The 26,323-nt window shown below is 40.9% G+C and carries 14 protein-coding genes; all 14 read left to right on the forward strand.

Annotated features, from left to right (window positions below):
• The first annotated feature begins 81 nt into the window (after nucleotides 1-81).
• The 14 genes from ACORHV_RS02950 (at nucleotide 82) to glyS (ending at nucleotide 26,317) form a co-directional block, all read left to right on the forward strand.
• On the forward strand, nucleotides 82-2,571 hold the full coding sequence (locus ACORHV_RS02950) for a bifunctional DnaQ family exonuclease/ATP-dependent helicase (protein ID WP_434399030.1): 2,490 nt from the start codon (nucleotides 82-84) through the stop codon (nucleotides 2,569-2,571).
• 5 nt (nucleotides 2,572-2,576) lie between these two features.
• Complete coding sequence (locus ACORHV_RS02955) at nucleotides 2,577-3,800, forward strand: FtsW/RodA/SpoVE family cell cycle protein (RefSeq protein WP_000830415.1); 1,224 nt, start codon at nucleotides 2,577-2,579, stop codon at nucleotides 3,798-3,800.
• Between the two features lie 10 nt (nucleotides 3,801-3,810).
• Nucleotides 3,811-4,365, forward strand: coding sequence for a DJ-1 family glyoxalase III (locus ACORHV_RS02960; protein ID WP_001140928.1), 555 nt, complete (start codon nucleotides 3,811-3,813; stop codon nucleotides 4,363-4,365).
• 371 nt (nucleotides 4,366-4,736) lie between these two features.
• Nucleotides 4,737-5,600, forward strand: a complete 864-nt coding sequence (locus ACORHV_RS02965; protein WP_000894366.1) for a helix-turn-helix domain-containing protein — start codon at nucleotides 4,737-4,739, stop codon at nucleotides 5,598-5,600.
• 86 nt (nucleotides 5,601-5,686) lie between these two features.
• Entirely contained in the window at nucleotides 5,687-10,414 is a 4,728-nt protein-coding gene (locus tag ACORHV_RS02970) for a glycoside hydrolase family 70 protein (RefSeq protein WP_434398751.1), read from the forward strand.
• A 460-nt stretch (nucleotides 10,415-10,874) separates the two neighbouring features.
• The gene (locus ACORHV_RS02975; protein ID WP_025168831.1) at nucleotides 10,875-11,438 is read left to right on the forward strand and encodes an HAD-IA family hydrolase; all 564 of its coding nucleotides are present in this window, start codon (nucleotides 10,875-10,877) and stop codon (nucleotides 11,436-11,438) included.
• A 13-nt stretch (nucleotides 11,439-11,451) separates the two neighbouring features.
• Nucleotides 11,452-13,398: a DNA topoisomerase (ATP-hydrolyzing) subunit B gene (gene gyrB / locus ACORHV_RS02980; RefSeq protein WP_434398753.1), complete on the forward strand. Its 1,947-nt coding sequence runs from the start codon at nucleotides 11,452-11,454 to the stop codon at nucleotides 13,396-13,398.
• A gap of 80 nt (nucleotides 13,399-13,478) precedes the next feature.
• Nucleotides 13,479-15,206, forward strand: a complete 1,728-nt coding sequence (ezrA, locus tag ACORHV_RS02985) for a septation ring formation regulator EzrA (protein WP_000064802.1) — start codon at nucleotides 13,479-13,481, stop codon at nucleotides 15,204-15,206.
• A 102-nt stretch (nucleotides 15,207-15,308) separates the two neighbouring features.
• Complete coding sequence (gene pgdA, locus ACORHV_RS02990; RefSeq protein WP_000742163.1) at nucleotides 15,309-16,700, forward strand: peptidoglycan-N-acetylglucosamine deacetylase PgdA; 1,392 nt, start codon at nucleotides 15,309-15,311, stop codon at nucleotides 16,698-16,700.
• Between the two features lie 81 nt (nucleotides 16,701-16,781).
• On the forward strand, nucleotides 16,782-17,624 hold the full coding sequence (locus ACORHV_RS02995) for an aldo/keto reductase (protein ID WP_434398756.1): 843 nt from the start codon (nucleotides 16,782-16,784) through the stop codon (nucleotides 17,622-17,624).
• A gap of 291 nt (nucleotides 17,625-17,915) precedes the next feature.
• Nucleotides 17,916-22,427, forward strand: a complete 4,512-nt coding sequence (locus ACORHV_RS03000; RefSeq protein ID WP_434398758.1) for a S8 family serine peptidase — start codon at nucleotides 17,916-17,918, stop codon at nucleotides 22,425-22,427.
• Between the two features lie 317 nt (nucleotides 22,428-22,744).
• Entirely contained in the window at nucleotides 22,745-23,116 is a 372-nt protein-coding gene (locus tag ACORHV_RS03005) for a GFA family protein (RefSeq protein WP_000912017.1), read from the forward strand.
• 35 nt (nucleotides 23,117-23,151) lie between these two features.
• Nucleotides 23,152-24,069 carry a glycine--tRNA ligase subunit alpha gene (gene glyQ / locus ACORHV_RS03010; protein WP_000038746.1) on the forward strand — a complete coding sequence of 306 codons (918 nt, stop codon included), beginning with the start codon at nucleotides 23,152-23,154 and terminating at the stop codon, nucleotides 24,067-24,069.
• A gap of 211 nt (nucleotides 24,070-24,280) precedes the next feature.
• The gene (gene glyS, locus ACORHV_RS03015; protein ID WP_434398761.1) at nucleotides 24,281-26,317 is read left to right on the forward strand and encodes a glycine--tRNA ligase subunit beta; all 2,037 of its coding nucleotides are present in this window, start codon (nucleotides 24,281-24,283) and stop codon (nucleotides 26,315-26,317) included.
• The last annotated feature ends 6 nt before the right edge of the window (nucleotides 26,318-26,323 follow it).

Here is a 26,323-nt window from a genome sequence, read left to right on the forward strand (position 1 = left end):
ACTCAAACTCGCAAGGAAAGCGAGATTGTTATCAAAGTTGAGGGGTGTCAAATCATGCTTTTTTTGATATAATTTTTAATGATGAATGCGAGAAATGATCGGTATGTGGTCGTTGATTTAGAGGCGACCAGCACCGGAAGCAAGGCAAAAATTATTCAAGTAGGCATTGTGGTGATTGAGAATGGTGAAATCATTGATCAGTATGCGACCGATGTCAATCCCCATGAACCCTTGGATTCTCATATCAAAGAATTAACGGGTCTGACCGATCAGCGTTTGGCTGCGGCACCAGAGTTTTCTCAGGTGGCCGGAAAAATTTTTGAATTGGTTAAGGACGGTATTTTTGTTGCGCACAATGTACAGTTTGATGCCAACCTTCTTGCAGAATTTCTCTTTTTTGAAGGATATGAATTGCGTACACCGCGGGTGGATACAGTTGAGCTTGCCCAAGTTCTATATCCTCAGTTTGAAAAGTATAACTTAGGTATCCTTTGTCAAGAGTTGGGCATTGAGCTGGAACATGCCCATACTGCCCTGTCAGATGCTCAGGCAACAGCTGAACTCTTGCTCTACATGCGTCAAAAACTATTTGAGTTACCAAAAGGGCTCTTAGAAAGCTTGCTAAAACTTGCAGACAACCTTCTCTATGAAAGTTATCTGGTGATTGAGGAGGTCTATCAGCAACAATCTCTCTTATCTTCGCCCGACTTGATGGAACTTCATGGGCTTTTCCTCAGAAAGGAAAGCAAAGCCTTAGTCCCACAAAAGTTATCCAAAGACTTTGCTAAAAACATTTCTTTATTGGGGCTGGAGGAACGTCCACAGCAGCTGGATTTTGCGGAGAAGGTTGAGCAATTATTGGAAGAACACCAAACTTCCTTTATCCAAGCCCAAACGGGACTGGGCAAGACTTATGGTTATCTCCTTCCAGCTTTGAACTCGGAGAGTGAAGCTGGAATCCTAGTGAGCGTTCCGACCAAAATTCTTCAAAATCAAATCATGCAAGAAGAAGGTCAGCGCTTAAAAGAGGTCTTCCATCTGGAAATTCATAGTCTCAAGGGGCCTCAAAATTATTTAAAACTGGATGCCTTTCACCGAGTTCTCCATCGACTGGAGTCCAATCGCCTTTTCACACGCTTTAAAATGCAGTTGCTTATCTGGCTAACAGAGACAGAGACAGGTGACTTGGACGAAATAGGGCAACTTTATCGCTATCAGCATTTTCTGCCAGAACTAGTCCACGATGGCAAGCTTTCAAAGAAAAGTTTATTTGCCACAGAGGATTTTTGGAAACGAGGGCAGGAAAAGGCAAAAACCAGTCGTGTTCTTCTGACCAATCATGCTTATCTGGTCACTCGTTTGGAAGACAATCCAGAGTTTGTCGATAACCGTTTAGTAATCTTGGATGAGGCTCAAAAAATGCTGCTAGCTCTCGAAAATCTAGCCCAGCAGGCTTATCGTCTTGAGGATCTTGTAACCCAGCTTGATAAGTCCTTGGAGACAGAGGAAGATTTGGTTCAGAAACGCTTGCTTGAGAGTATCGGCTTTGAATGTCGTTACTTGATGGAGCACTACCAGTCAGGCCTTAAGAATGGAAAGTGGTTGGATTCTCTTGAAGAGTTGCGCCAGCATTTTTCGGAGCTAGCTCTCCCAGAGTATAGAGAGATTGCAAACTTTTTCACCTCGGACCGTGAATTTTGGCTTGCTACAGCAGAGAAATCGAGCAAGGATGTCTTGATTTGTTCAAGTAAAAAAGGCCGCTTTATACTAGCAGACTTATTGCCAGAAGATTGTAGGCTCCTAGGAGTATCGGCCACTCTTGAAATCAGCAATCGGGTTTCCCTAGCAGATTTATTGGGATTTCCGGATGCTCCGCTTGTTAGGCTTGATGTAGCAAAACAGGAGCAACAAGAAGTCTTTCTAGTCGATGATTTTCCTCTTGTGACAGAAGTTTCACCTGTTGACTATGCTAGTGAAGTGGCTTCTGTTATCCGAAGGTTACAAGCCTTTCAAGAACCCATACTGGTCTTGTTTACTTCAAAAGAAATGCTGCTGGCAGTTTCGGACCTGCTCGACCAACCGCATCTAGCTCAGTATAAAAATGGGGAACCAAGCCAACTGAAAAAACGTTTTGAAAAAGGTGAACGCCAGATCTTACTTGGAACAGGTAGTTTATGGGAAGGGGTTGATTTTTCAACCCATCCTTGCGTGATCCAAGTGATTCCGAGATTGCCTTTCCAAAATCCCCAAGAACCGTTAACAAAAAAATTAAACCAGGAACTGCGTCAAGAAGGGAAAAATCCTTTCTATGATTATCAGTTACCGATGGCGATTATTCGGCTAAAACAAGCTCTGGGCCGTACTGTTAGAAGATCTGACCAAGGTTCGGTTGCTGTTATCTTAGACAGTCGTGTCGTTAGCAAGCGTTACGGCAAACAAATCGCCCAGGCCTTGTCAAAAGAAAGGGCTGTTCAGGTTCTTTCTAGAGAACAGCTAGAGCCTGCTGTAGCTGATTTTCTCCAATCTCGTCGCAATAGAATGAAAGAAAAATCCAAGAAAGAGAAAAGGTAAAAAATATGAAACGTTCCTTCGACTCTCGAGTCGATTATAGCCTCCTCCTACCAGTGTTTTGTTTACTGGTGATTGGAGTAGTGGCCATTTATATAGCAGTTAGTCATGACTATCCAAATAATGTATTACCAATTCTAGGTCAGCAAATCGCTTGGATTTCCTTGGGCCTTGTCATTGGTTTTGTGGTCATGTTCTTTAATACCGAGTTTTTATGGAAGGTGACTCCCTATCTTTATGGTCTAGGGCTAGCTTTGATGATCCTACCTCTTGTTTTCTACAATCCAAATCTTGTAGCGTCAACAGGTGCCAAGAACTGGGTATCGATTGGTGGAACGACACTCTTTCAGCCATCGGAGTTCATGAAGATTTCCTATATCTTGATGTTGGCTCGAGCCATTGTAAGATTCACTCAAAAACACAAGGAATGGCGACGAACTATTCCCTTGGATTTCCTATTGATTGGTTGGATGATTGCCTTTACCATACCAGTCTTGATCCTCTTAGCCCTACAAAGTGACTTGGGGACTGCCTTGGTCTTTGTAGCTATTTTTTCCGGTATGGTTCTCCTTTCAGGTGTTTCGTGGAAGATTATCATTCCTGTTTTTGCGACAGGAGTGACTGCAGTTGTAGGCTTCATGGCCATCTTTATAAGCAAGGATGGACGTGCCTTCTTGCATCAGATTGGGATGCCAACCTACCAGATCAACCGCATCTTGGCTTGGCTCAATCCCTTTGACTTTGCACAAACAACAACATATCAACAGGCGCAGGGACAAATTGCGATTGGAAGTGGTGGCTTGTTTGGACAAGGTTTCAATGTGTCCAATCTCCTCATTCCAGTACGCGAGAGCGATATGATTTTCACCGTAATTGCTGAAGACTTTGGCTTTATTGGTTCAGTCTTTGTAGTTGCCCTGTACTTGCTTCTTATTTATCGTATGTTGAAGATTACGCTCAGGTCAAACAACCAGTTCTACACCTATATCTCGACTGGATTTATCATGATGTTGCTCTTCCATATCTTTGAAAATATCGGTGCCGTGACAGGCTTACTTCCTTTGACAGGGATTCCTCTGCCTTTCATCTCTCAAGGGGGCTCCGCAATTATTAGCAACCTCATTGGTGTCGGTCTCCTCTTGTCTATGAGTTACCAGACCAATCTAGCGGAGGAGAAAAGTGGAAAAGTTCCATTCAAACGAAAGAAAGTCGTCCTAAAACAAATCAAATAAGGAGGTCACTATGGCAAAAGTTGCAGTTATTTTAGCCCAGGGTTTTGAAGAAATTGAAGCCTTGACAGTAGTTGATGTCTTGCGTCGAGCAAACATTTCATGTGATATGGTAGGATTTGAAGAGCAGGTGACAGGATCGCATGGCATTCAGGTGAAAGCTGATCGTGTTTTTGATGGCGATTTGTCCGACTATGACTTGGTCGTTCTTCCGGGTGGTATGCCAGGCTCAGCTCACCTACGAGATAATCAAGCGCTCATTTCACAGATTAAAGCCTTTAACCAAGCAGGAAAGAAAATTGCTGCCATCTGTGCAGCCCCAATCGCTCTTCATCAAGCAGGTGTCCTGAAAGACAAGCACTTTACTTGTTATGACGGAGTTCAGGAGCAAATTACTGACGGAATTTATCAAAAGCAAACAGTAGTTGTGGATGGCAATCTAACAACTAGCCGAGGACCGTCAACCGCACTTGCCTTTGCCTATGAATTGGTAGAGCAATTAGGAGGAGATGCTGAAAGTTTACGAGACGGCATGCTCTATCGAGATGTCTTTGGAAATCAACAGTAAGACGAGAGTTCGGCTCTCGTTTTTTAATTTACTCCATGTCTAAAAAATGTTTCATATGATTGTCTTGCGATTTTATATCAAACTTTTATAAATCAATCAAGATTCGTTTAACATAAGAAGGAATCTATCTCTAGAAATGTTAGTGTTTTCAAGTTGTTAGATAGAATAGTTCAGATTTCTACTGAAATCAATAGATTCATGAAAAGATATAATATTCAATAAATGCTATATTAAACGGTCTTATCATGCGAATTAATCTGCTTGTATTAATTTGAAATATAAAGTACTTTCTCTGTAATATAATTGAAACATGTTACTAGTATATTAAAATTAGTAAGAATTTTTTGCATATACGAAACTGGGGGAGTGATATGTTGGAAACTTTTGGAAAAATATTCAAAGTCATTAGAGAATCAAAAAAAATGTCCCTGAAAGAGGTAGCTGCTGGTGATATTTCCGTGGCTCAGCTATCCCGTTTTGAACGGGGAGTCAATGGGATCACACTTGATTCTTTTTATTGCTGTTTAAAAAATATGGCCGTTTCCCTAGAGGAGTTTCAGTATGTTTACCATAATTACATTGATTCAGATGATGTGCTGTTCTCAAAAAAAGTAGCTGATGCATATCAGGAAAACAATGTTGTCAAGCTCCAAAATATTTTGTCAAGCTCAGAAGCTTTGACCGAACAGTTTCCTGAGAAGAAAAACTATAAACTCAATACAATCATTGTCAGGGCCCTCTTGTCCTCCTGTTGCTCAGATTTTCAGATTAGCAAGAAGGATATTGAATTCCTGACGGATCATCTCTTTTCTGTTGAGGAGTGGGGACGTTATGAACTCTGGCTTTTTACAAACAGTGTTGATTTGATGACCTTGGAAACGCTGGAAACCTTCGCTAGTGAGATGATCAATCGTACCCAGTTTTATAATAACCTACCTGAAAATCGCCGCCGTATTATCAAGATGCTACTTAATGTCATTAGCGTCTGTATCGAAGGAAACCATCTGCTAGTTGCTATGAGGTTTCTCAATTATCTCGACCACTCTAAAATTCCTGAAACAGATCTATATGATCGAACGCTGATTAAGTATCATAGGGCTCTCTACTCCTACAAGGTTGGGAATACCAATGCTCTCAGTGACATCGAGCAATGCCTATCTTTTTTTGAATTTTTAGATTCCTTTGGTGTTGCTCAAAAGCTTAAAGAACAGTTTGAAAGAATTTGCCTTTCATAGTTGTAGATGTGCAACAAAAAATGATCATTTTGAAAAATATACTAGAATAAGAGCGTAACTTTATACTAAATTCAGAAGGAGGCTTTATGATGGAGAAAAAGATTCATTATAAGATGCATAAAGTTAAGAAAAACTGGGTAGCCATTGCTTTGACTACCTTGGCCCTTATTGTAGCACCAAAGGTACTTGGTCTAGAACCAGGCGTTGTCCATGCGGATGATGTAAAGCAGGTTGTGGTTCAAGAACCTGCTACAGCTCAGACTAGTGGTCCGGGTCAGCAAACTCCAGCCCAAGCTAACGTAGCTTCTGAGAAAGAAGCAGAAAAAGCAACCCCTGCAGACAAGGTGACAGGCGATGTTGCTGCTAGTGAAAAACCTGCTAAACCAGCAGAAAATACGGAAGCAACAGTTCAAACCAATGCTCAAGAGCCTGCTAAACCAGCAGATACGAAAGAAGCATCTACAGAAAAGGCTGCTGTTGCAGAAGAAGTTAAAGCTGCTAATGCAATCACAGAAACTCCTAAAACAGAAGTAGCAGAGCAGAATAAACAAGCAGGGCCAACAACTGCCCAAGACCAAGAAGGCGACAAACGAGAAAAATCGGCTGTTGAAGACAAGATTGTTGCAAATCCAAAGGTTGCAAAGAAAGATCGCTTGCCCGAACCTGCTCAAAAACAGGGAGCAATAGCTGAAAGAATGGTGGCAGATCAGGCTCAACCTGCACCTGTAAATGCTGACCATGATGATGATGTCCTATCTCATATTAAGACCATTGATGGTAAAAATTACTATGTTCAGGACGATGGTACAGTTAAAAAGAACTTTGCAGTTGAACTTAATGGTAGAATACTTTATTTTGATGCAGAAACTGGTGCCTTAGTTGATTCAAATGAATATCAGTTCCAACAAGGAACCAGCAGTCTCAATAATGAATTCTCCCAAAAGAATGCTTTCTATGGTACGACTGACAAGGATATTGAAACTGTAGACGGTTATTTGACAGCAGATAGCTGGTATCGTCCAAAGTTCATCTTAAAAGATGGAAAAACATGGACGGCTTCGACAGAAACAGACTTACGTCCTCTTTTGATGGCTTGGTGGCCTGATAAACGTACTCAGATTAATTACCTCAACTATATGAACCAGCAAGGTCTGGGAGCAGGTGCTTTTGAAAACAAAGTTGAACAAGCTCTCCTGACAGGAGCTTCTCAGCAGGTTCAGCGCAAAATTGAGGAAAAAATTGGTAAAGAAGGCGATACCAAATGGTTGAGAACGCTGATGGGTGCCTTTGTCAAAACCCAGCCAAACTGGAATATCAAGTCAGAGTCTGAAACAACTGGTACTAAAAAGGACCACTTGCAGGGTGGAGCTTTGCTTTATACTAATAATGAGAAGAGCTCTCATGCTGACTCTAAGTTCCGTCTGCTTAACCGTACCCCTACTAGTCAAACAGGTACACCTAAGTACTTCATTGACAAGTCAAACGGTGGTTATGAGTTCTTGCTCTCTAACGACTTTGACAATTCTAATCCAGCTGTTCAGGCCGAACAACTCAACTGGTTGCATTTTATGATGAACTTTGGAAGCATCGTAGCCAATGATCCGACTGCTAATTTTGATGGAGTTCGTGTCGATGCGGTGGACAATGTCAACGCAGACTTGCTCCAAATCGCATCTGACTACTTCAAGTCTCGCTACAAGGTTGGAGAAAGTGAAGAAGAAGCTATTAAGCATTTGTCTATCTTGGAAGCTTGGTCTGATAACGATCCTGACTACAACAAAGATACTAAGGGTGCTCAACTAGCAATTGACAACAAGCTACGCTTGTCCTTGCTTTATTCATTCATGCGTAATCTATCTATCCGTAGCGGAGTAGAGCCAACGATTACAAATAGTCTAAATGACCGTTCTTCTGAAAAGAAAAATGGCGAACGGATGGCTAACTATATCTTTGTTCGGGCTCATGACAGTGAAGTACAAACCGTTATTGCCGACATCATCCGAGAAAATATTAATCCAAACACGGATGGTTTGACCTTTACTATGGATGAACTCAAGCAAGCCTTCAAGATCTACAACGAAGATATGCGCAAGGCAGACAAGAAGTATACGCAGTTCAACATCCCAACTGCTCATGCTCTCATGCTCTCCAATAAAGACTCTATCACTCGGGTCTACTATGGTGACCTCTATACCGATGATGGTCAATACATGGAGAAAAAATCTCCTTACCACGATGCTATCGATGCCTTGTTGCGTGCTCGTATTAAGTATGTAGCAGGTGGACAAGACATGAAAGTCACATATATGGGTGTACCTCGTGAGGCTGATAAATGGTCTTACAATGGTATTTTGACTTCTGTTCGCTACGGTACTGGTGCCAATGAAGCAACAGATGAAGGAACAGCAGAAACCCGTACCCAAGGGATGGCTGTTATTGCTTCTAACAACCCTAACCTGAAACTGAACGAATGGGATAAACTGCAAGTCAATATGGGAGCAGCCCACAAGAATCAATACTATCGCCCTGTGCTTTTGACGACCAAAGATGGCATTTCCCGCTATCTAACTGACGAAGAAGTGCCGCAATCGCTCTGGAAGAAGACAGATGCTAATGGTATTTTAACCTTTGATATGAATGATATTGCAGGCTATAGCAATGTACAGGTTTCTGGATATCTGGCTGTTTGGGTACCAGTTGGCGCTAAGGCAGATCAGGATGCTCGTACAACAGCAAGCAAGAAGAAAAACGCTAGTGGTCAGGTCTACGAATCTAGCGCAGCCCTTGATTCTCAGTTGATTTACGAAGGATTTTCTAACTTCCAAGACTTTGCAACCCGCGATGACCAATATACCAATAAAGTTATTGCTAAAAATGTCAACCTCTTCAAGGAATGGGGAGTAACTTCATTTGAGCTACCACCTCAGTATGTATCTAGCCAAGACGGTACTTTCTTAGATTCTATCATTCAGAATGGTTATGCCTTTGAAGACCGCTATGATATGGCGATGAGCAAGAACAATAAATATGGTTCTTTAAAAGATTTGCTCAATGCTCTTCGTGCGCTTCACAGTGTTAATATCCAAGCCATCGCGGACTGGGTACCAGACCAAATCTATAACCTACCAGGTAAGGAAGTGGTAACAGCAACACGTGTCAACAACTACGGAACCTACCGTGAAGATGCAGAAATCAAGGAAAAACTCTATGTAGCTAATAGTAAGACCAATGGAACTGATTTCCAAGGTAAGTACGGTGGCGCCTTCTTAGATGAGCTCAAAGCTAAATATCCAGAAATCTTTGAACGAGTACAGATTTCCAATGGTCAAAAGATGACAACAGATGAGAAGATTACCAAGTGGTCGGCTAAGTACTTCAATGGTACCAATATCTTAGGTCGTGGTGCTTACTATGTTCTTAAAGACTGGGCTAGCAACGACTATCTCACTAACAGAAATGGCGAGATAGTATTGCCTAAGCAATTAGTTAATAAGAATGCTTACACAGGATTTGTTAGTGATGCCAATGGTACTAAGTTCTATTCAACTAGTGGTTATCAAGCTAAAAATTCCTTTATCCAAGATGAAAATGGAAATTGGTATTACTTCGATAAACGAGGCTATCTTGTAACAGGTGCTCATGAAATTGATGGCAAGCACGTTTATTTCTTGAAGAATGGTATTCAACTTCGTGATTCTATCCGTGAAGATGAAAATGGTAATCAGTACTACTATGATCAAACTGGTGCCCAAGTTCTCAACCGTTACTACACTACTGATGGTCAAAACTGGCGTTACTTTGATGCCAAGGGCGTTATGGCTCGAGGTCTTGTCAAGATAGGAGATGGACAGCAATTCTTTGATGAAAACGGCTATCAGGTTAAGGGCAAGATTGTGAGTGCTAAAGATGGCAAACTTCGTTACTTTGACAAGGATTCAGGAAATGCTGTTATCAATCGTTTTGCTCAAGGTGATAACCCAAGTGATTGGTACTATTTCGGAGCAGATGGAGTTGCAGTGACAGGTCTTCAAAAGATTGGTCAACAAACACTTTACTTTGACCAAGATGGCAAGCAAGTCAAGGGTAAAATCGTGACACTTTCAGATAAGAGTATCCGTTACTTTGATGCCAACTCAGGAGAAATGGCGGTCGGCAAGTTTGCTGAAGGTGCCAAGAACGAATGGTATTACTTTGACAAAACTGGTAAAGCAGTGACAGGTCTTCAAAAGATTGGCAAACAAACACTTTACTTTGACCAAGATGGTAAGCAAGTCAAGGGTAAAGTAGTAACTTTGGCTGATAAATCCATCCGTTACTTTGATGCCGACTCAGGAGAAATGGCAGTCGGCAAGTTTGCAGAAGGTGCCAAGAACGAATGGTATTACTTTGACCAAACTGGTAAAGCAGTGACAGGCCTTCAAAAGATTGACAAACAAACACTTTACTTCGACCAAGATGGCAAGCAAGTCAAGGGCAAAATCGTGACACTTTCAGATAAGAGTATCCGTTACTTTGATGCTAACTCAGGAGAGATGGCAACCAACAAGTTTGTCGAAGGTTCCCAAAATGAGTGGTACTATTTTGATCAAGATGGAAAAGCAGTGACAGGCTTGCAGCAGGTTGGTCAACAGACTCTCTATTTCACGCAAGACGGCAAGCAAGTCAAAGGAAAAGTTGTTGATGTGAATGGGGTTAGTCGATATTTCGATGCCAATTCAGGGGATATGGCTCGAAGCAAATGGATTCAACTTGAAGATGGAAGTTGGATGTATTTTGACCGCGATGGTAGAGGTCAAAACTTCGGAAGAAACTAATCGAATTTAGCTCAATAAAAATCAAACTTTATCTGATGATATACAAAAACGATAACACCTTAAAAGGACGTTATCGTTTTTTGCCTGTTTGGAGAATAAATTACAATTGAAAAGAAAGATGGAATCATTGGGAACTGTAATGAATTAACAAGGGACTCCATATTGGAATAATCTTTTTCTGCACTCTATTGTGGTATTCAAAGCAATGAGTATTCTATTTTTAAAGTTTGAAAATCCAAAAGCGTTTCGTTTGTGAACAATGACGCGGTTGTTAGTAGTTTCTATTCTTTAATTTGTACATTTGAGATAAGAAAGATTTTGCTTGATTATTTATAGAGGAGCTATTCTTCACAAAAAGGCTCCATAGATGCAATAGTGTTTTACTCTCTATATAAATTATAGAGCCGAAAAATCTAGGAAATCATCGCTTTTTTCATAAAAAAATGGTATAATGAAGGGTATGAAATATCACGACTATATATGGGATTTAGGTGGTACCCTATTGGATAATTATGAGACTTCTACTGCAGCCTTTGTAGAAACCTTAGCCCAATACGGAATAGAGCAAGAACACGACCGAGTCTACGAAGCTTTGAAGGTTTCGACAGCTTTTGCCATCGAGAAGTTTGCACCAGATATCGAGGATTTTTTAGAGAACTATAAAGAAAATGAAGCGCGTGAGCTAGAACATCCAGTTTTGTTTGAGGGAATTCCAGAATTACTCAAAGACGTTTCGGACAAGGGTGGTCGCCATTTCTTGGTTTCTCATCGAAATGACCAAGTTCTAGAACTTCTTGCTAAGACCCAGATAGCGAACTACTTCACCGAGGTGGTGACTGCCAGTTCTGGCTTTAAACGAAAACCAGATCCTGAGTCCATGATTTATTTACGTGATAAATATCATATTACATCTGGTTTGGTCATTGGTGACAGAAATATAGATGTAGAAGCAGGTAAAGCTGCTGGCTTAGATGCCTATCTTTTTAATAACGTTGCGACATTGAGACAAGCAATAGACATGTAAGAAAAGGGAAAAAATGACAGAAGAAATCAAAAATCAACAGGCACAGGATTATGATGCCAGTCAAATTCAAGTTTTGGAGGGACTTGAAGCTGTTCGTATGCGTCCAGGTATGTATATTGGATCGACTTCAAAAGAAGGTCTTCACCATCTAGTATGGGAAATCGTTGATAACTCAATTGACGAAGCCCTAGCTGGATTTGCCAGTCACATCCAAGTCTTTATAGAGCCAGATAACTCCATCACCGTAGTGGATGATGGGCGTGGAATTCCTGTTGATATTCAGGAAAAGACAGGACGTCCCGCTGTTGAGACCGTCTTTACAGTTCTTCACGCTGGAGGAAAATTCGGCGGTGGCGGATATAAGGTATCAGGTGGGCTCCACGGAGTGGGTTCATCAGTAGTAAACGCTCTTTCAACCCAACTAGATGTCCATGTTCACAAAAACGGCAAAATTCATTACCAAGAATACCGTCGTGGTCATGTTGTTGCTGATCTTGAGGTCGTTGGAGATACAGATAAAACAGGAACAACAGTTCACTTTACACCAGACCCAGAGATTTTTACAGAAACAACGACTTTTGACTTTGAAAAATTAAACAAACGTGTTCAAGAATTAGCCTTTTTGAACCGAGGGCTTCGAATTTCAATTACAGACAAGCGTGAAGGTCTCGAACAAACCAAGCATTACCACTATGAAGGTGGAATTGCTAGCTACGTTGAGTATATCAACGAGAATAAGGATGTTATCTTTGACAAACCAATCTATACAGATGGTGAAATGGATGACATTACTGTTGAAGTAGCTATGCAGTACACAACTGGCTACCACGAAAACGTCATGAGTTTCGCCAATAACATTCATACCCATGAAGGTGGAACACATGAGCAAGGTTTCCGTACGGCTCTGACTCGTGTTATCAATGATTATGCCCGCAAGAATAAATTGCTAAAAGACAATGAAGACAACCTGACAGGGGAAGATGTCCGTGAAGGTTTGACTGCTGTTATCTCTGTCAAGCATCCAAATCCGCAGTTTGAAGGACAAACCAAGACCAAACTGGGAAATAGCGAAGTGGTTAAGATTACCAATCGCCTCTTCAGCGATGCCTTCTCTGATTTCCTCATGGAAAATCCACAGATCGCCAAGCGTATCGTGGAAAAAGGAATCTTGGCTGCCAAGGCTCGTGTGGCTGCCAAGCGTGCGCGTGAAGTCACACGCAAGAAATCTGGCTTGGAAATATCCAATCTTCCTGGAAAACTAGCAGACTGTTCTTCAAATAATCCTGCTGAAACAGAACTCTTCATCGTTGAGGGAGACTCAGCTGGTGGATCAGCTAAATCTGGTCGTAACCGTGAGTTTCAGGCTATCCTTCCAATTCGTGGTAAAATCTTGAACGTTGAAAAGGCTAGTATGGATAAAATCCTTGCCAACGAAGAAATTAGGAGCCTTTTCACAGCCATGGGAACAGGTTTTGGGGCAGAATTTGATGTCACTAAGGCTCGTTACCAAAAACTCGTTTTGATGACCGATGCCGATGTTGATGGAGCCCACATTCGAACACTCCTGCTAACCTTGATTTACCGCTACATGAAACCAATCTTAGAGGCTGGTTATGTCTACATTGCCCAACCGCCAATTTACGGAGTAAAAGTTGGAAGTGAGATTAAAGAATACATCCAGCCAGGTGCGGATCAAGAAATTAAACTCCAAGAAGCCTTAGCACGTCATAGTGAAGGGCGTTCAAAACCAACCATCCAACGTTATAAAGGTTTGGGAGAAATGGATGACCACCAATTGTGGGAAACAACCATGGATCCTGAACATCGCTTGATGGCGCGTGTTTCGGTAGATGATGCTGCCGAAGCAGATAAAATCTTTGATATGTTGATGGGAGATCGAGTAGAACCTCGTCGCGAATTTATCGAAGAAAACGCTGTTTACAGTACACTTGACGTCTAAAAAATGTGGGAAATAGTTCCCTTGGTTTAAAAAATATGATATAATCATTACGATTGTTTCTAGTATAAAAGGAGTTTGATATGTCTAATGGACAACTAATTTATCTAATGGTTGCAATTGCAGTCATTCTGATCTTAGCTTATGTAACAGCCATCTTTTTACGTAAGCGTAATGTAAGCAGATTAACGGCCCTTGAAGAAAGAAAAGAAGAACTCTACAACCTTCCTGTAAATGATGAGGTTGAAGCCGTTAAAAACATGCACTTGATTGGTCAAAGTCAGGTGACCTTCCGTGAATGGAACCAAAAATGGGTTGATTTATCTCTGAACTCATTTGCTGATATCGAAAATCACCTCTTTGAAGCTGAAAGCTACAACAATTCTTTCCGTTTTTTCAAAGCTGCTCACAAGATTGATCAAATTGAAAGCCAAATCGGCTTGATTGAAGAAGATATTGCAGCTATTCGCAATGCCCTTTCTGATCTTGAAAAACAAGAATCTAAGAATAGTGGCCGTGTCCTTCATGCCTTGGACTTGTTTGAATCCCTTCAACATACCGTTGCAGAAGACTCGGAGAAATATGGGAAGGCCCTTCCTGAGATTGAGAAACAATTGGAAAACATCCAATCTGAATTCTCTCAATTTGTTACCCTAAATTCATCAGGTGACCCGGTTGAAGCGGCAGCAATTCTTGATTCAACTGAAAATCATATTCTCGCTTTGACACACATCGTTGAGCGAATTCCAGCTCTTGTTGAAACCTTGACAAAGGAACTGCCAGAACAATTGGCAGATTTGGAAGAAGGTTATCGCAAGCTGTTGGATGCCAACTACCACTTTACAGAAACAGATATTGAATCCCGTTTCCAACTTTTGCATGAGTCTTTGAAAAATAATCAAGAAAATATTCGTCAGTTGGAATTGGACAATGCAGAGTATGAAAATAATCGCATCCAAGAAGAAATCAACGCACTTTATGATATCTTCACTCGTGAAATTGCAGCTCAAAAAGTGGTTGAAAGTCTTCTTTCGACATTACCAACTTATCTCAACCACTTGAAAGAAAATAATCAGGTGCTTGTTCAAGATCTTGAACGTTTGACTAAAACCTACCTTCTTCCTGAAAGTGATGGCAATCATGTTCGTCGTCTTCAAGCAGAATTGGCTGCACTTGATACGGCAATCATGGAAGTGACAGAGGATAAAGGTGAGTCAACACAAGCCTACTCTGCTCTTGAAGAACAGTTGGAAATGCTTCAAAGCAACCTCAAGGATATAGAGGATGAGCAAATCTCTGTTAGCGAACGACTTGCGCAAATTGAAAAAGACGACCTCAATGCTCGCCAAAAAGCAAATGTCTATGTGAACCGTTTGCATACTATCAAACGTTACATGGAGAAGAGAAACTTGCCAGGTATTCCTCAAAGTTTCTTGAAGCTTTTCTTTACTGCAAGTCATAACACAGAAGATTTGATGGCAGAGTTAGAACAACCACAAGTGAATATTGAATCGGTTAAACGAATTCTTGAAGTCGCAACAAATGATATGGAAGCACTTGAAACAGAAACCTATGATATCGTTCAATATGCAACCTTGACTGAGCAACTACTCCAATACTCAAACCGTTACCGTTCATTTGATGAGCGTATCCAAGAGGCCTTCAACGAAGCGCTTGAAATTTTTGAAAAAGAGTTTGACTACCAGGCGTCATTTGAAAAAATTTCACAAGCCTTGGAAGTTGCTGAACCAGGAGTCACAAACCGTTTTGTAACTTCATATGAGAAAACACGTGAAACGATTCGTTTCTAAACGAGAAGCTTAGATATTTCTAAGCTTTTTTATTTTTCTAAAAAGAAATCAGAATTCTTGTTTATCATTGAAATAATAGCCTCGATTTGATATGATGGAAATATGAAAAAAAATAGAGCGAAACGTGTTTCTCACGATAAAACGAGAAGGCTATTGCTTTCCCTTGTTGGAATCTTAGGAATTGCTACGATTCTATTAGGAAGTGCTATTGGTTATAAGCTACTACAAAAGCAATCTTACGAACAAAAAATTGAAGCGCTAAAAAGCGAAAAGGACCAGCAATTCAACTCAGGTAGTCAGAAGGACCATTTCCGAAAAGGTCAAGCTGAGGTGATTGCCTACTACCCTCTGCAAGGAGAGGAAGTCATTGCGTCTGTTAGAGAAAAAATCAACCAGGATATTAAAGAAAAGCTGGAAGATAAAGAGGACTTGGTCTTTTATTATAGTGAGCAATTGGATCCCGTCTTAAAGGGAGTTGTTGCTCGTAATATCAGCAAGCAAGTCTACGATTTGTCTGCATCAAAGGTTGAAGAAAAAGAAAAGACTTCTTTAGGGAAAATTTTCTTGACCGAAGATGGGAAAGCTTTTGACCTCAGTAAACTCTTCAAAGATGCAAGTAAGGCTAAGGAACTCTTACTGAGTCAAATCAAATCAACTCTAGAAGATAAGAAACTTGACCAGGCAAAAATTGATCAAGTTATAAAGAGCTTCACAGACCAAGAATTGACATCTTGGAGCTTTGATTATAAGGATAGTCAAATCATCCTTTATCCTGCTAATGCTGGAGAGACTGTTGAGGAAATTGCTTTGCCCATATCCAGTTTCTTTGATGTCATTGAGTCTTCTTATCTATTAGAAAAGGATGCTGAACTTTACCAAGCATACTTTGCTAAGAAAAACAAAAAGGTTGTAGCCTTGACCTTTGATGATGGTCCAAATCCTACTACAACCACGCAGGCTTTGGATACTTTAGCTAAATATGGTGTAAAAGCAACCTTCTTTGTACTTGGTAAAAACATTGCAGGTAATGAAAATCTTCTGAAACGAATGAAATCTGAAGGTCATGTTGTAGGAAACCACAGCTGGAGTCATCCTGTTCTTTCACAACTTTCGCTCGAAGATGCTAAAAAGCAAATTACTGATACAGAAGATTTGTTAACTCAAGTTTTAGGATCAAGCTCTAAACTGATGCGCCCACCTTATGGTGCCATCACTGATGATATTCGAAACGGCCTTGATTTAAGCTTCATCATGTGGGACGTGGATAGTTTGGACTGGAAGAGTAAAAACGAGACAGCCATTTTGACAGAGATTCAACGTCAGGTTCGCAATGGTTCTATCATCCTCATGCATGATATCCATGGTCCTTCAGTTAATTCCCTACCAAGTGTCATTGAGTATTTAAAGGGTGAAGGGTATACATTTGTGACCGTTCCTGAATTGCTCAATTCTCGCTTAAAAGCTCACGAGATCTATTACGATCGTGATCAATAATTGTTAAAATCTAAAGGGGCAAGTGTTCTGATAATCAGGATTTTGTTTCTTTAGATTTTCTTCACATAGAAAGGAGAAACGATGAAATCTTACAACCTTAATAATGGAGTTTCAATTCCTGTACTAGGATTTGGAACATGGAAAGCTGAAAATGGAGAGGTGGCCTACCAAGCCGTTTTAGAAGCCTTAAAGGCCGGCTATCGACATATCGATACTGCAGCTATCTATAAAAATGAGGAAAGTGTTGGTCGTGCTATTCGAGATAGCGGTATTCCAAGACAAGAAATCTTTGTAACGACCAAACTCTGGAATACCAATCACAGCTATGATGAAGCTCGCCAAGCATTTGAAGAATCAATGGAAAAACTGGGATTGGATTATCTAGATTTGTACCTTATCCATTGGCCAAATCCAAAACCTTTAAGAGAAAATGACGAATGGAAAACTCGCAATGCTGAAGTCTGGAGAGCGATGGAGGATCTTTACCAAGAAGGCAAAATCCGTGCTATCGGCGTTAGTAATTTCCTTCCTCATCATTTGGATGCCTTGCTTGAGACAGCAAGAGTCATTCCAGCGGTCAATCAGGTGCGCTTGGCACCAGGAGTTTATCAAGAGGAAGTGGTTGACTACTGTAGAGAGAAAGGAATTCTCTTAGAGGCTTGGGGGCCATTTGGACAAGGAGAGTTGTTTGAACAGAAAGAAGTCCAAGAAATTGCTGCGAAGCATGGGAAATCAGTGGCTCAAATTGCCTTGGCTTGGAGTTTGGCAGAAGATTTTTTACCCCTACCTAAGTCAGTGACAGCCTCTCGTATCCAGAGCAATCTTGACTGTTTTGGAATTGAACTCAGCAAAGACGAGCGAGAAGTCTTAAAGACAATTTTAGTGACTTCGGGCGCACCTCGTGTGGATGAGATGGATTTTTAGTTTGTGAAATCTATTTATACTGAAATAACAAAGACTAGGAATTTTAAATTCTAGTCTTTTTGTGTATAAAAAATCTAAATTGTTTGTATAATGAAATAATTTTATGGATTGAAATATAGGAATGAATTTAAAAAAAACTGTGGTTTGATGGAGCAAATAACACGAATGATAAAATTAAATAAGTAAAATATATACGTAAATATTACATTTTTGTGACAATTCAGATTTTTATGAAAATTTATGATTATTTGCGTTATAATAGGTATACTTTAAAGAAAAAGGAGATTATTTATGAATAGACGACAACGTTTTTCATTACGGAAATACAAATTTGGTCTTGCTTCAGTTTTATTGGGAACTGCATTGGTTTTTGGAGCAAGTCAAGTCAGTGCCAATGAGCAGAGTACAGGTGAAAATCAAGCTCAAACTCAGGAAATTAAGACAGAGCTAAAAGACGATAAACACTCAAACTCTGCGACTGACCAAACCAATACTAATGGGATAGCACCAGTAGTTGGAGAGAAACAAGAAGTTGAAACTTCTAAAGAGGATGCTAGTAAACAAGATGCTAAGGTAGATGCTCCGGTTGATAAAACTGCCGAAGCCCAAGAATCAGGAAAAGATAGCGCAGTTGCAAAAGAAGAAAATCAAGGTGTCGTTCAAAAAGAAACAACAGTCGATACCAGTACAGCGCCTGCTACTGAGAAGTCCTCTACCATAGAGAAAAAAGAGGCTAAAGCAACGACAGCTCCTAAAACTAATGGAGAAACAGCAACTACAGAAAAAGAACAAGAAAAAACTGAGTCTGCAAAACCAAATAGTCTTTCAAGCAATGATATCATCACAGTACCGAAAACTTGGAAGGCTGGTTACAAGGGGACAGGGACCGTTGTTGCCATTATTGACTCAGGGCTTGATTTGAATCATGAGGTTCTTCGAATTTCGGATCCGTCAAAAGCAAAATTTAAAAACAAGGAAGCTATCGAAGCAGCTAAAAAGGCTGCTGGAATCGATTACGGTAAATGGTATAGCGATAAGGTTGTCTATGCCTATGACTACTTTGACGGAACAGATAAAATCAAAGAAGCAGAAAGAACTTCTCATGGGATGCACGTAACAGGGATTGCAGCTGGAAATCCTGATAAAGAAGCACCGAATGGCGAAAAAGTTTATGGTGTGGCGCCAGAAGCCCAAGTCATGTTTATGCGTGTCTTTTCAGACCGCCAAAAAACGACCAGTTCTGCCCTTTATGTAAAGGCGATTGATGATGCAGTTGCCTTAGGAGCAGATGCTATTAATATGAGTTTGGGATCTAGCACTGGTTCTATGGTGGATGCTGGTTCCGATATCGTGGATGCCATCAAACGGGCTCGTGCCAAGGGAGTATCTGTTCTTATCTCAGCAGGAAACAGCAATACATTTGGAAATGGTTATTCAAAACCGCTAGCCGAAAACCCAGACTATGGCTTGGTTGGAAATCCATCCACTGTTGAAGACTCAATTTCAGTTGCTTCTGTCAACAATAAAACATTGACAACAGCCGTTTTTGAAGTTAAAGGTCTAGAGGGAAATGCCGGCCTTCATAACGGAAAATTTGATTATAATCAACCTGAAGCAGATAAGGACTTTGAAAAAGGAAAAGAGTACGAATACGTCGAAGCAGGGTTAGGTCGTGAAGAAGACTTTGCGAAGTTGGATTTAACTGGGAAACTTGCCCTCATTCAGCGAGGAGCTATGAACTTTTCAGAGAAGATCAAAAATGCACGAAAACACGGTGCAGTTGGTGCTTTGATCTACAATAATGTAGAAGGTGCAAACATCAATATGGCTATTGATGATGAAGCAAAGAAAATTCCTTCTGTATTTATTTCTAAACAGTATGGTGAAGCCTTAAAATCAGGAAACTACAAGATTGTTTTTAATGGTAAGATGGATAATCGTCCTTCTGATGTAGCCAATCAGCTATCTGACTTTTCAAGTTGGGGAGTGACTACCGATGGACAATTGAAACCAGATGTGACAGCTCCTGGTGGCAATATCTACTCATCCTTTAATGACAATACCTACGGTAGTATCAGCGGAACCAGTATGGCGGCTCCTCACGTTACGGGTGTTGCAGTTCTGGTTAAGGAATACCTTCAAAAACACCATCCAGAATTGACTCCTGAGCAAGTATCAGAGACTGTCAAGGCCTTGATCATGTCAACTGCAAAACCACATGTTAATAAGGACACAGGCACTTATACCTCTCCTCGTCAGCAAGGTTCTGGTATTGTGGATACAGCTGCTGCAGTGTCAACAGACCTCTATGTAACGGGTGAAAATGGTTATCCAAGCGTGACTTTAGGAAATGTTGGAGATCAATTTACTTTCAAGGTCACTGTACACAACATTTCAGATACTGACCGCACTCTCAAGATGGTGGTGAATACCAATACAGACGAAGTCCAAGATGGAAAATTCACCCTTCGACCTCGAAAACTAACGGAGACAGTCTGGCCTGAAGTGACGGTCAAAGCCCACAGCAGTCAAACAGTCACTGTTAAAGTGGATGCTCGAAAATTTGCTGCTGAACTCAGCAAACAAATGTCAAATGGCTATTTCCTTGAAGGTTTTGTTCGCTTTGTAGATCCAGCAGATGATGGGGATATTGTAAGTCTTGCATTTATGGGCTTCCGAGGTGAATTCCAAAATCTCCCTGCTGTCGAAAAACCAATTTACAATCTTGTCCGAGAAGGGAAAAATGGATTTTACACGGAAGTAGACAAAGAAAATCCCGCCGTTAACTACTCTAATGATGCTACCTATCTAGCTACCTTGCAAAATGACCTTCTAGTGTCTAAAGGTCAACGCCAAGGACGCCGAATTACTGTTCTTGGGATTGAACAAAATGCTGAAGGTAAGCATGTTCTTCAGTTGGACGAAAAAGGGAATGTCCGTATTGCCATTTCTCCAAATGATGATGGAAACAAAGACCTAGTTGAATACAAAACGGTTGCTTTGAGAAATCTTGTAAATCTTCGGGCTACAGTTTATGCGGCTACGGATACCAAGCATGAACATCCTATTTGGGAGGGCGATGCAAAGGATCTTCGTAAAAATTATTTTGATGGTGACAGTAGAAATCTGAAGAGTTATATTCTAGATAATACTGCTTGGAGAGGTCAGGATTTTGATGGCAATACTGTTGCGGATGGTTTATATGACTATGTTATCAGTTACACACCAGATGTTCCAGGAGCAAAAGAACAATACACGACCTTTAAAATTCAGATTGATACTCAAAAACCTGTCATCACAAGTGGTTATATTCGCTTTAAAGACGGAAATCAAGAATTCGTAGCTCGCAAACCAAAAGATGTGGGTCAAGGCGGTATCCTTTCAGAAAAAGTTTTCTACCTCACACCGTTTGACCAGAAAGGGACCATGGTTCTAACTGGGAAAGACCAGTCTGGAACTCGTGCGCTTGAGAACACCCATCTGATTAAGGCCAATGCTGACGGTAGTTATACACTTCCTAAGGATGTTGATAAGGCTAATATTTACTATCTTGTTGAGGACTATGCAGGAAATGTAGACTATATCTCGCTTGCTGAACTTGTCCGCGATCAAAATAGTGGTCGAGTTAAAATTGACTTGAAGGATGCAAAAACAAACCAAGATATTGATACCCTCTACGTTTATCGAATCAAAAATAGCAAGGGGCAATATGTTGATGTTGACAAGACAAAAGCGATTCATTTCTTACAATTTGGTCATTATACAGCAGAAATTTTCAGTTATGACCGAACAGAATTGAAATTTATCAGTGCCTTGTCCCAAGAGTTTGACTTGACGGAAGAAAATAGTTTCCAAACCATTACCTTCCTAGCAAATCTCCTAGAATATGCACCAGTGTCTGTTTCCTTCAATCAAGCCGTTCCAAAGACGACTACAGTGGTTCTGAAAGGTGAAGATGGGACAAGTATCACTCTTCCTGCTGAAAAATACGGTCAATACGCCTTTGGTAAGAAAGTTGCTACAGGTCGTTATACTGTAGAAGTCACCTTGCCAACTGGATATGAACTCCTTGAAGATCTCGTTTCCTTGCTCGTTCAGCCAGGTCGAAATAATGCTTTGCGTCTATCTGTTGTGTCTAAGTTGGCTTTGATTGCTGCGGTAAATCAACAAAAAGAACTGGTAGAAACGTCTCGCTACTTTAATAGTAGTGCAGATAAGAGAAAAGCTTATGACCAAGCTTTCCAAGTGGCACAGTCAGCCTTGTCAAGCAAGTTGAAACAAGAATTGATTGATGGCGTTCTCGCTAGTCTTGAAGCTGCTGGTAAAGCTTTGGATGGAAAAGATTCGAACGTTACAGCCTTGAAAGAAGCTATGAAAGCTTACTACGCAACGACTAAAACTGGACGATATGCTAATGCCAAGGAAAAAGTACGTCGAGCTTATGATCGTGCCTTCCAAGAAATCGCTTTACTAGCTGTGGATCCTAAAGTTAAACAGGATCAAATTGACCAATCTCTCATTGCCCTAGCGACGGCTAAAAGCAAACTGAATGGCAAGGCAACAGACTTCTCTAGTCTGAAGAAACTGGTCAAAGATGAACGCCTTTTCCAAGAAAAGAACGCGAGATTTATCTATGCAGACAAGAAAGAAAAAGCAGCTTATCTTTTAACTTTTAAAGAGGCACAGGAACTCCTTAAAGATCCAGGAGCGAGCCAAGAAGATGTCAAAGATGCCATTACAGCATTGAAACAAGCCAAGAGAAATCTACATGGCAAAAAACCAAAAGCAAGAAGACATCCTTAAACAGGACTTTCTGAAGCTTTACTATTAAATGAGTCTGGAACTTTGTTTTCAGACTCATTTTTGGTTTACACTAGCTAGAAAATCTGCTATAATACTAGCTAGGAAAGAAAGTCTTATGGCGTTCTTCAAGCGAGCTTGGGGTAGTGGGAGCCAAGTAGAACAAGGTAAGAAACTGGCGCTTTCTGTCATATTTTTAAAAACAATGAAGTAATAAATTAGGGTGGAACCGCGTTTCTGACGCCCCTAGTCGCAAGGCTTGGGTGTTGAAATTCGGTTCTTTTTGAATTTCGTCTAATGCCTAAGTAGAAAGGAGCATAATGCTTAAAGGATCTTGTTTATGCAAAGCAGTGACCTACACTTTAGATGAGGAATTGTCGGAATTAGTTTTTTGCCACTGCTCATTCTGTCGGAAAGCAACTGCGTCTGCCTATACAGTGAATGCCAAAGTTAGCAGTAAAAACCTAGTATTGCATGGAAAAGAACAGTTGGTTACCTATAGTTCATCTCCAGGAAAACAACGCTATTACTGTCAGAACTGTCATAGTCAAATTTTCACTGCTCAAGAAAATATACCAGAAGTCTGTGCTTTGAAACTAGGTACAATAGACGAATGCGATCAGAATTTACAAACGGTTCCCAAACGTCATATTTTTCAAGACCCAGCTTTTTCTTGGTTGCTTGATGAATAAAGCTAAAAAGATAATATAAATTAAAGGAGTATTCAATGTCTAAGAAATTAACATTTCAAGAAATTATTTTGACTTTGCAACAATTTTGGAATGACCAAGGTTGTATGCTCATGCAGGCTTACGATAATGAGAAAGGTGCGGGGACAATGAGTCCTTACACTTTCCTTCGCGCTATCGGACCTGAGCCATGGAATGCAGCTTATGTAGAGCCATCACGTCGTCCTGCTGACGGTCGTTACGGGGAAAACCCTAACCGTCTCTACCAACACCACCAATTCCAAGTGGTCATGAAGCCTTCTCCATCAAATATCCAAGAACTTTACCTTGAGTCTTTGGAAAAATTGGGTATCAATCCTTTGGAACACGATATCCGCTTCGTTGAAGATAACTGGGAAAATCCTTCTACTGGTTCAGCTGGTCTTGGATGGGAAGTTTGGCTTGATGGGATGGAAATCACTCAGTTCACTTACTTCCAACAAGTCGGTGGATTGGCAACTGGACCTGTGACTTCGGAAGTTACCTATGGTTTGGAACGTTTGGCTTCTTACATTCAAGAAGTGGACTCTGTCTATGATATCGAGTGGGCCGATGGCGTAAAATATGGAGAAATTTTCATCCAGCCTGAGTACGAGCACTCAAAATATTCATTTGAAATTTCGGATCAAGAAATGTTGCTTGAAAACTTTGATAAGTTTGAAAAGGAAGCTGGTCGTGCCTTGGAAGAGGGCTTGGTTCACCCTGCCTATGACTATGTTCTCAAATGTTCACATACCTTTAACCTGCTTGATGCGCGTGGTGCTGTATCCGTAACCGAGCGCGCTGGCTATATCGCTCGTATCCGTAACTTGGCCCGTGTCGTAGCTAAAACTTTTGTCGCAGAACGCAAACGCCTAGGCTACCCACTTTTGGATGAAGCAACACGAGCTAAACTCCTAGCAGAAGACGCAGAATAAAGAGAGTGACAGTTTACGAAAATGGGCGAACAGAGTGAGCCTTGAGCCAGTTGCCGTAGTGATGAAGGTATCCTTAGCGAAGCTAAGGATACTAGGCAAAATTGGAGACTTTCGGCTCCAATTTTAGCAATGAAACAACGAAGTTGGTTGCTTGCGTGCCAATCACATAAGGCAAACTGGAAAATAAAAAGATACTTTTCGGAGAAAAAATATGACAAAAAACTTATTAGTAGAACTCGGTCTTGAAGAGTTACCAGCCTACGTAGTAACTCCAAGCGAAAAACAATTAGGTGAAAAAATGGCAGCCTTCCTCAAAGAAAATCGTCTTTCCTTTGAAGCTATTCAAACCTTCTCAACACCACGTCGTTTGGCTGTTCGTGTGACTGGTCTTGCAGACAAACAGTCTGATTTGACAGAAGATTTCAAGGGTCCAGCAAAGAAAATCGCCTTGGATAGTGATGGAAACTTCACCAAAGCAGCTCAAGGATTTGTCCGTGGAAAAGGCTTGACAGTTGAAGATATTGAATTCCGTGAAATCAAAGGTGAAGAATATGTCTATGTTACCAAGGAAGAAGTGGGGCAACCAGTTGAAGCCATTGTTCCAGGTGTAGTAGACGTCTTGAAGTCACTAACTTTCCCTGTCAGCATGCACTGGGCTAACAACACTTTTGAATATATCCGCCCTGTACACACTTTGACAGTTCTTTTAGATGAAGAAGAGTTTGACTTGGATTTCCTTGATATTAAGGGCGGTCGTGTGAGTCGTGGTCATCGTTTCTTGGGACAAGAAACTAAGATTCAGTCAGCATTGAGCTATGAAGAAGACCTTCGTAAACAATTTGTAATTGCGGATCCTCGTGAACGTGAGCAAATGATTGTTGACCAAATCAAGGCAATCGAAGCTGAACATGGTGTACGTATCGAAATTGATGCTGATTTGCTTAATGAAGTCTTGAACTTGGTTGAATACCCAACTGCCTTTATGGGAAGTTTTGATGCCAAATACCTTGAAGTTCCAGAAGAAGTTTTGGTGACTTCGATGAAGGAACACCAACGTTACTTCGTTGTTCGTGATCAAGAAGGTAAACTCTTGCCAAACTTCATTTCTGTTCGTAACGGAAACGCAGAGCATTTGGAAAATGTCATCAAGGGAAATGAAAAAGTTTTAGTTGCCCGCTTGGAAGACGGAGAATTCTTCTGGCGTGAAGACCAAAAATTGGTCATTTCAGATCTTGTTGAAAAATTGAACCATGTGACCTTCCATGAAAAGATTGGTTCTCTTCGTGAACACATGATTCGTACAGGTCAGATTGCCGTCCTTTTGGCGGAAAAAGCTGGTTTATCAGTGGATGAAACGATTGATCTTGCCCGCACAGCATCCATTTACAAGTTTGACTTGTTGACAGGGATGGTTGGTGAGTTTGATGAACTCCAAGGAATTATGGGAGAGAAATATTCTCTTCTTGCTGGAGAAACTCCAGTAGTTGCAGCTGCTATTCGTGAACACTACATGCCGATATCAGCCGAAGGAGAACTTCCAGAGAGCAAGGTCGGAGCCATTCTAGCCATTGCAGACAAATTGGATACAATTTTGAGTTTCTTCTCAGTAGGTTTGATTCCATCAGGTTCTAACGACCCTTATGCCCTTCGTCGTGCGACGCAAGGTGTTGTTCGTATCTTGGATGCCTTTGGTTGGCATATTGCTATGGATGAGCTGATCGATAGCCTTTACAGCTTGAAATTTGACAGCTTGACTTATGAAAATAAAGCAGAGGTTATGGACTTTATCAAGGCTCGTGTTGATAAGATGATGGGTTCAACTCCAAAAGATATCAAGGAAGCAGTTCTTGCAAGTTCAAACTTTGTTGTGGCGGATATGCTAGAAGCAGCAAGTGCTCTTGTGGAAGCAAGCAAGAAAGAAGACTTCAAACCATCTGTCGAATCCCTCTCACGTGCTTTCAACTTGGCTGAAAAAGCCGAAGGAACTGATACTGTTGATCCTGCTCTCTTTGAGAATGAAGAAGAGAAAGCCTTGGCAGAAGCCGTAGAATCACTTGTTTTGTCAGGGACTGCAAGTCAGCAATTAGAACAACTCTTTGCGCTTAGCCCAGTTATTGATGCTTTCTTTGAAAATACCATGGTAATGGCTGAAGATCAGACTGTTCGACAAAATCGTTTGGCAATCTTGTCGCAATTAACCAAGAAAGCAGCTAAGCTCGCTCGTTTTAACCAAATCAATACTAAATAAACTCAG

Source organism: Streptococcus sp. KHUD_016 (assembly GCF_051106465.1).
GTDB lineage: Bacteria > Bacillota > Bacilli > Lactobacillales > Streptococcaceae > Streptococcus.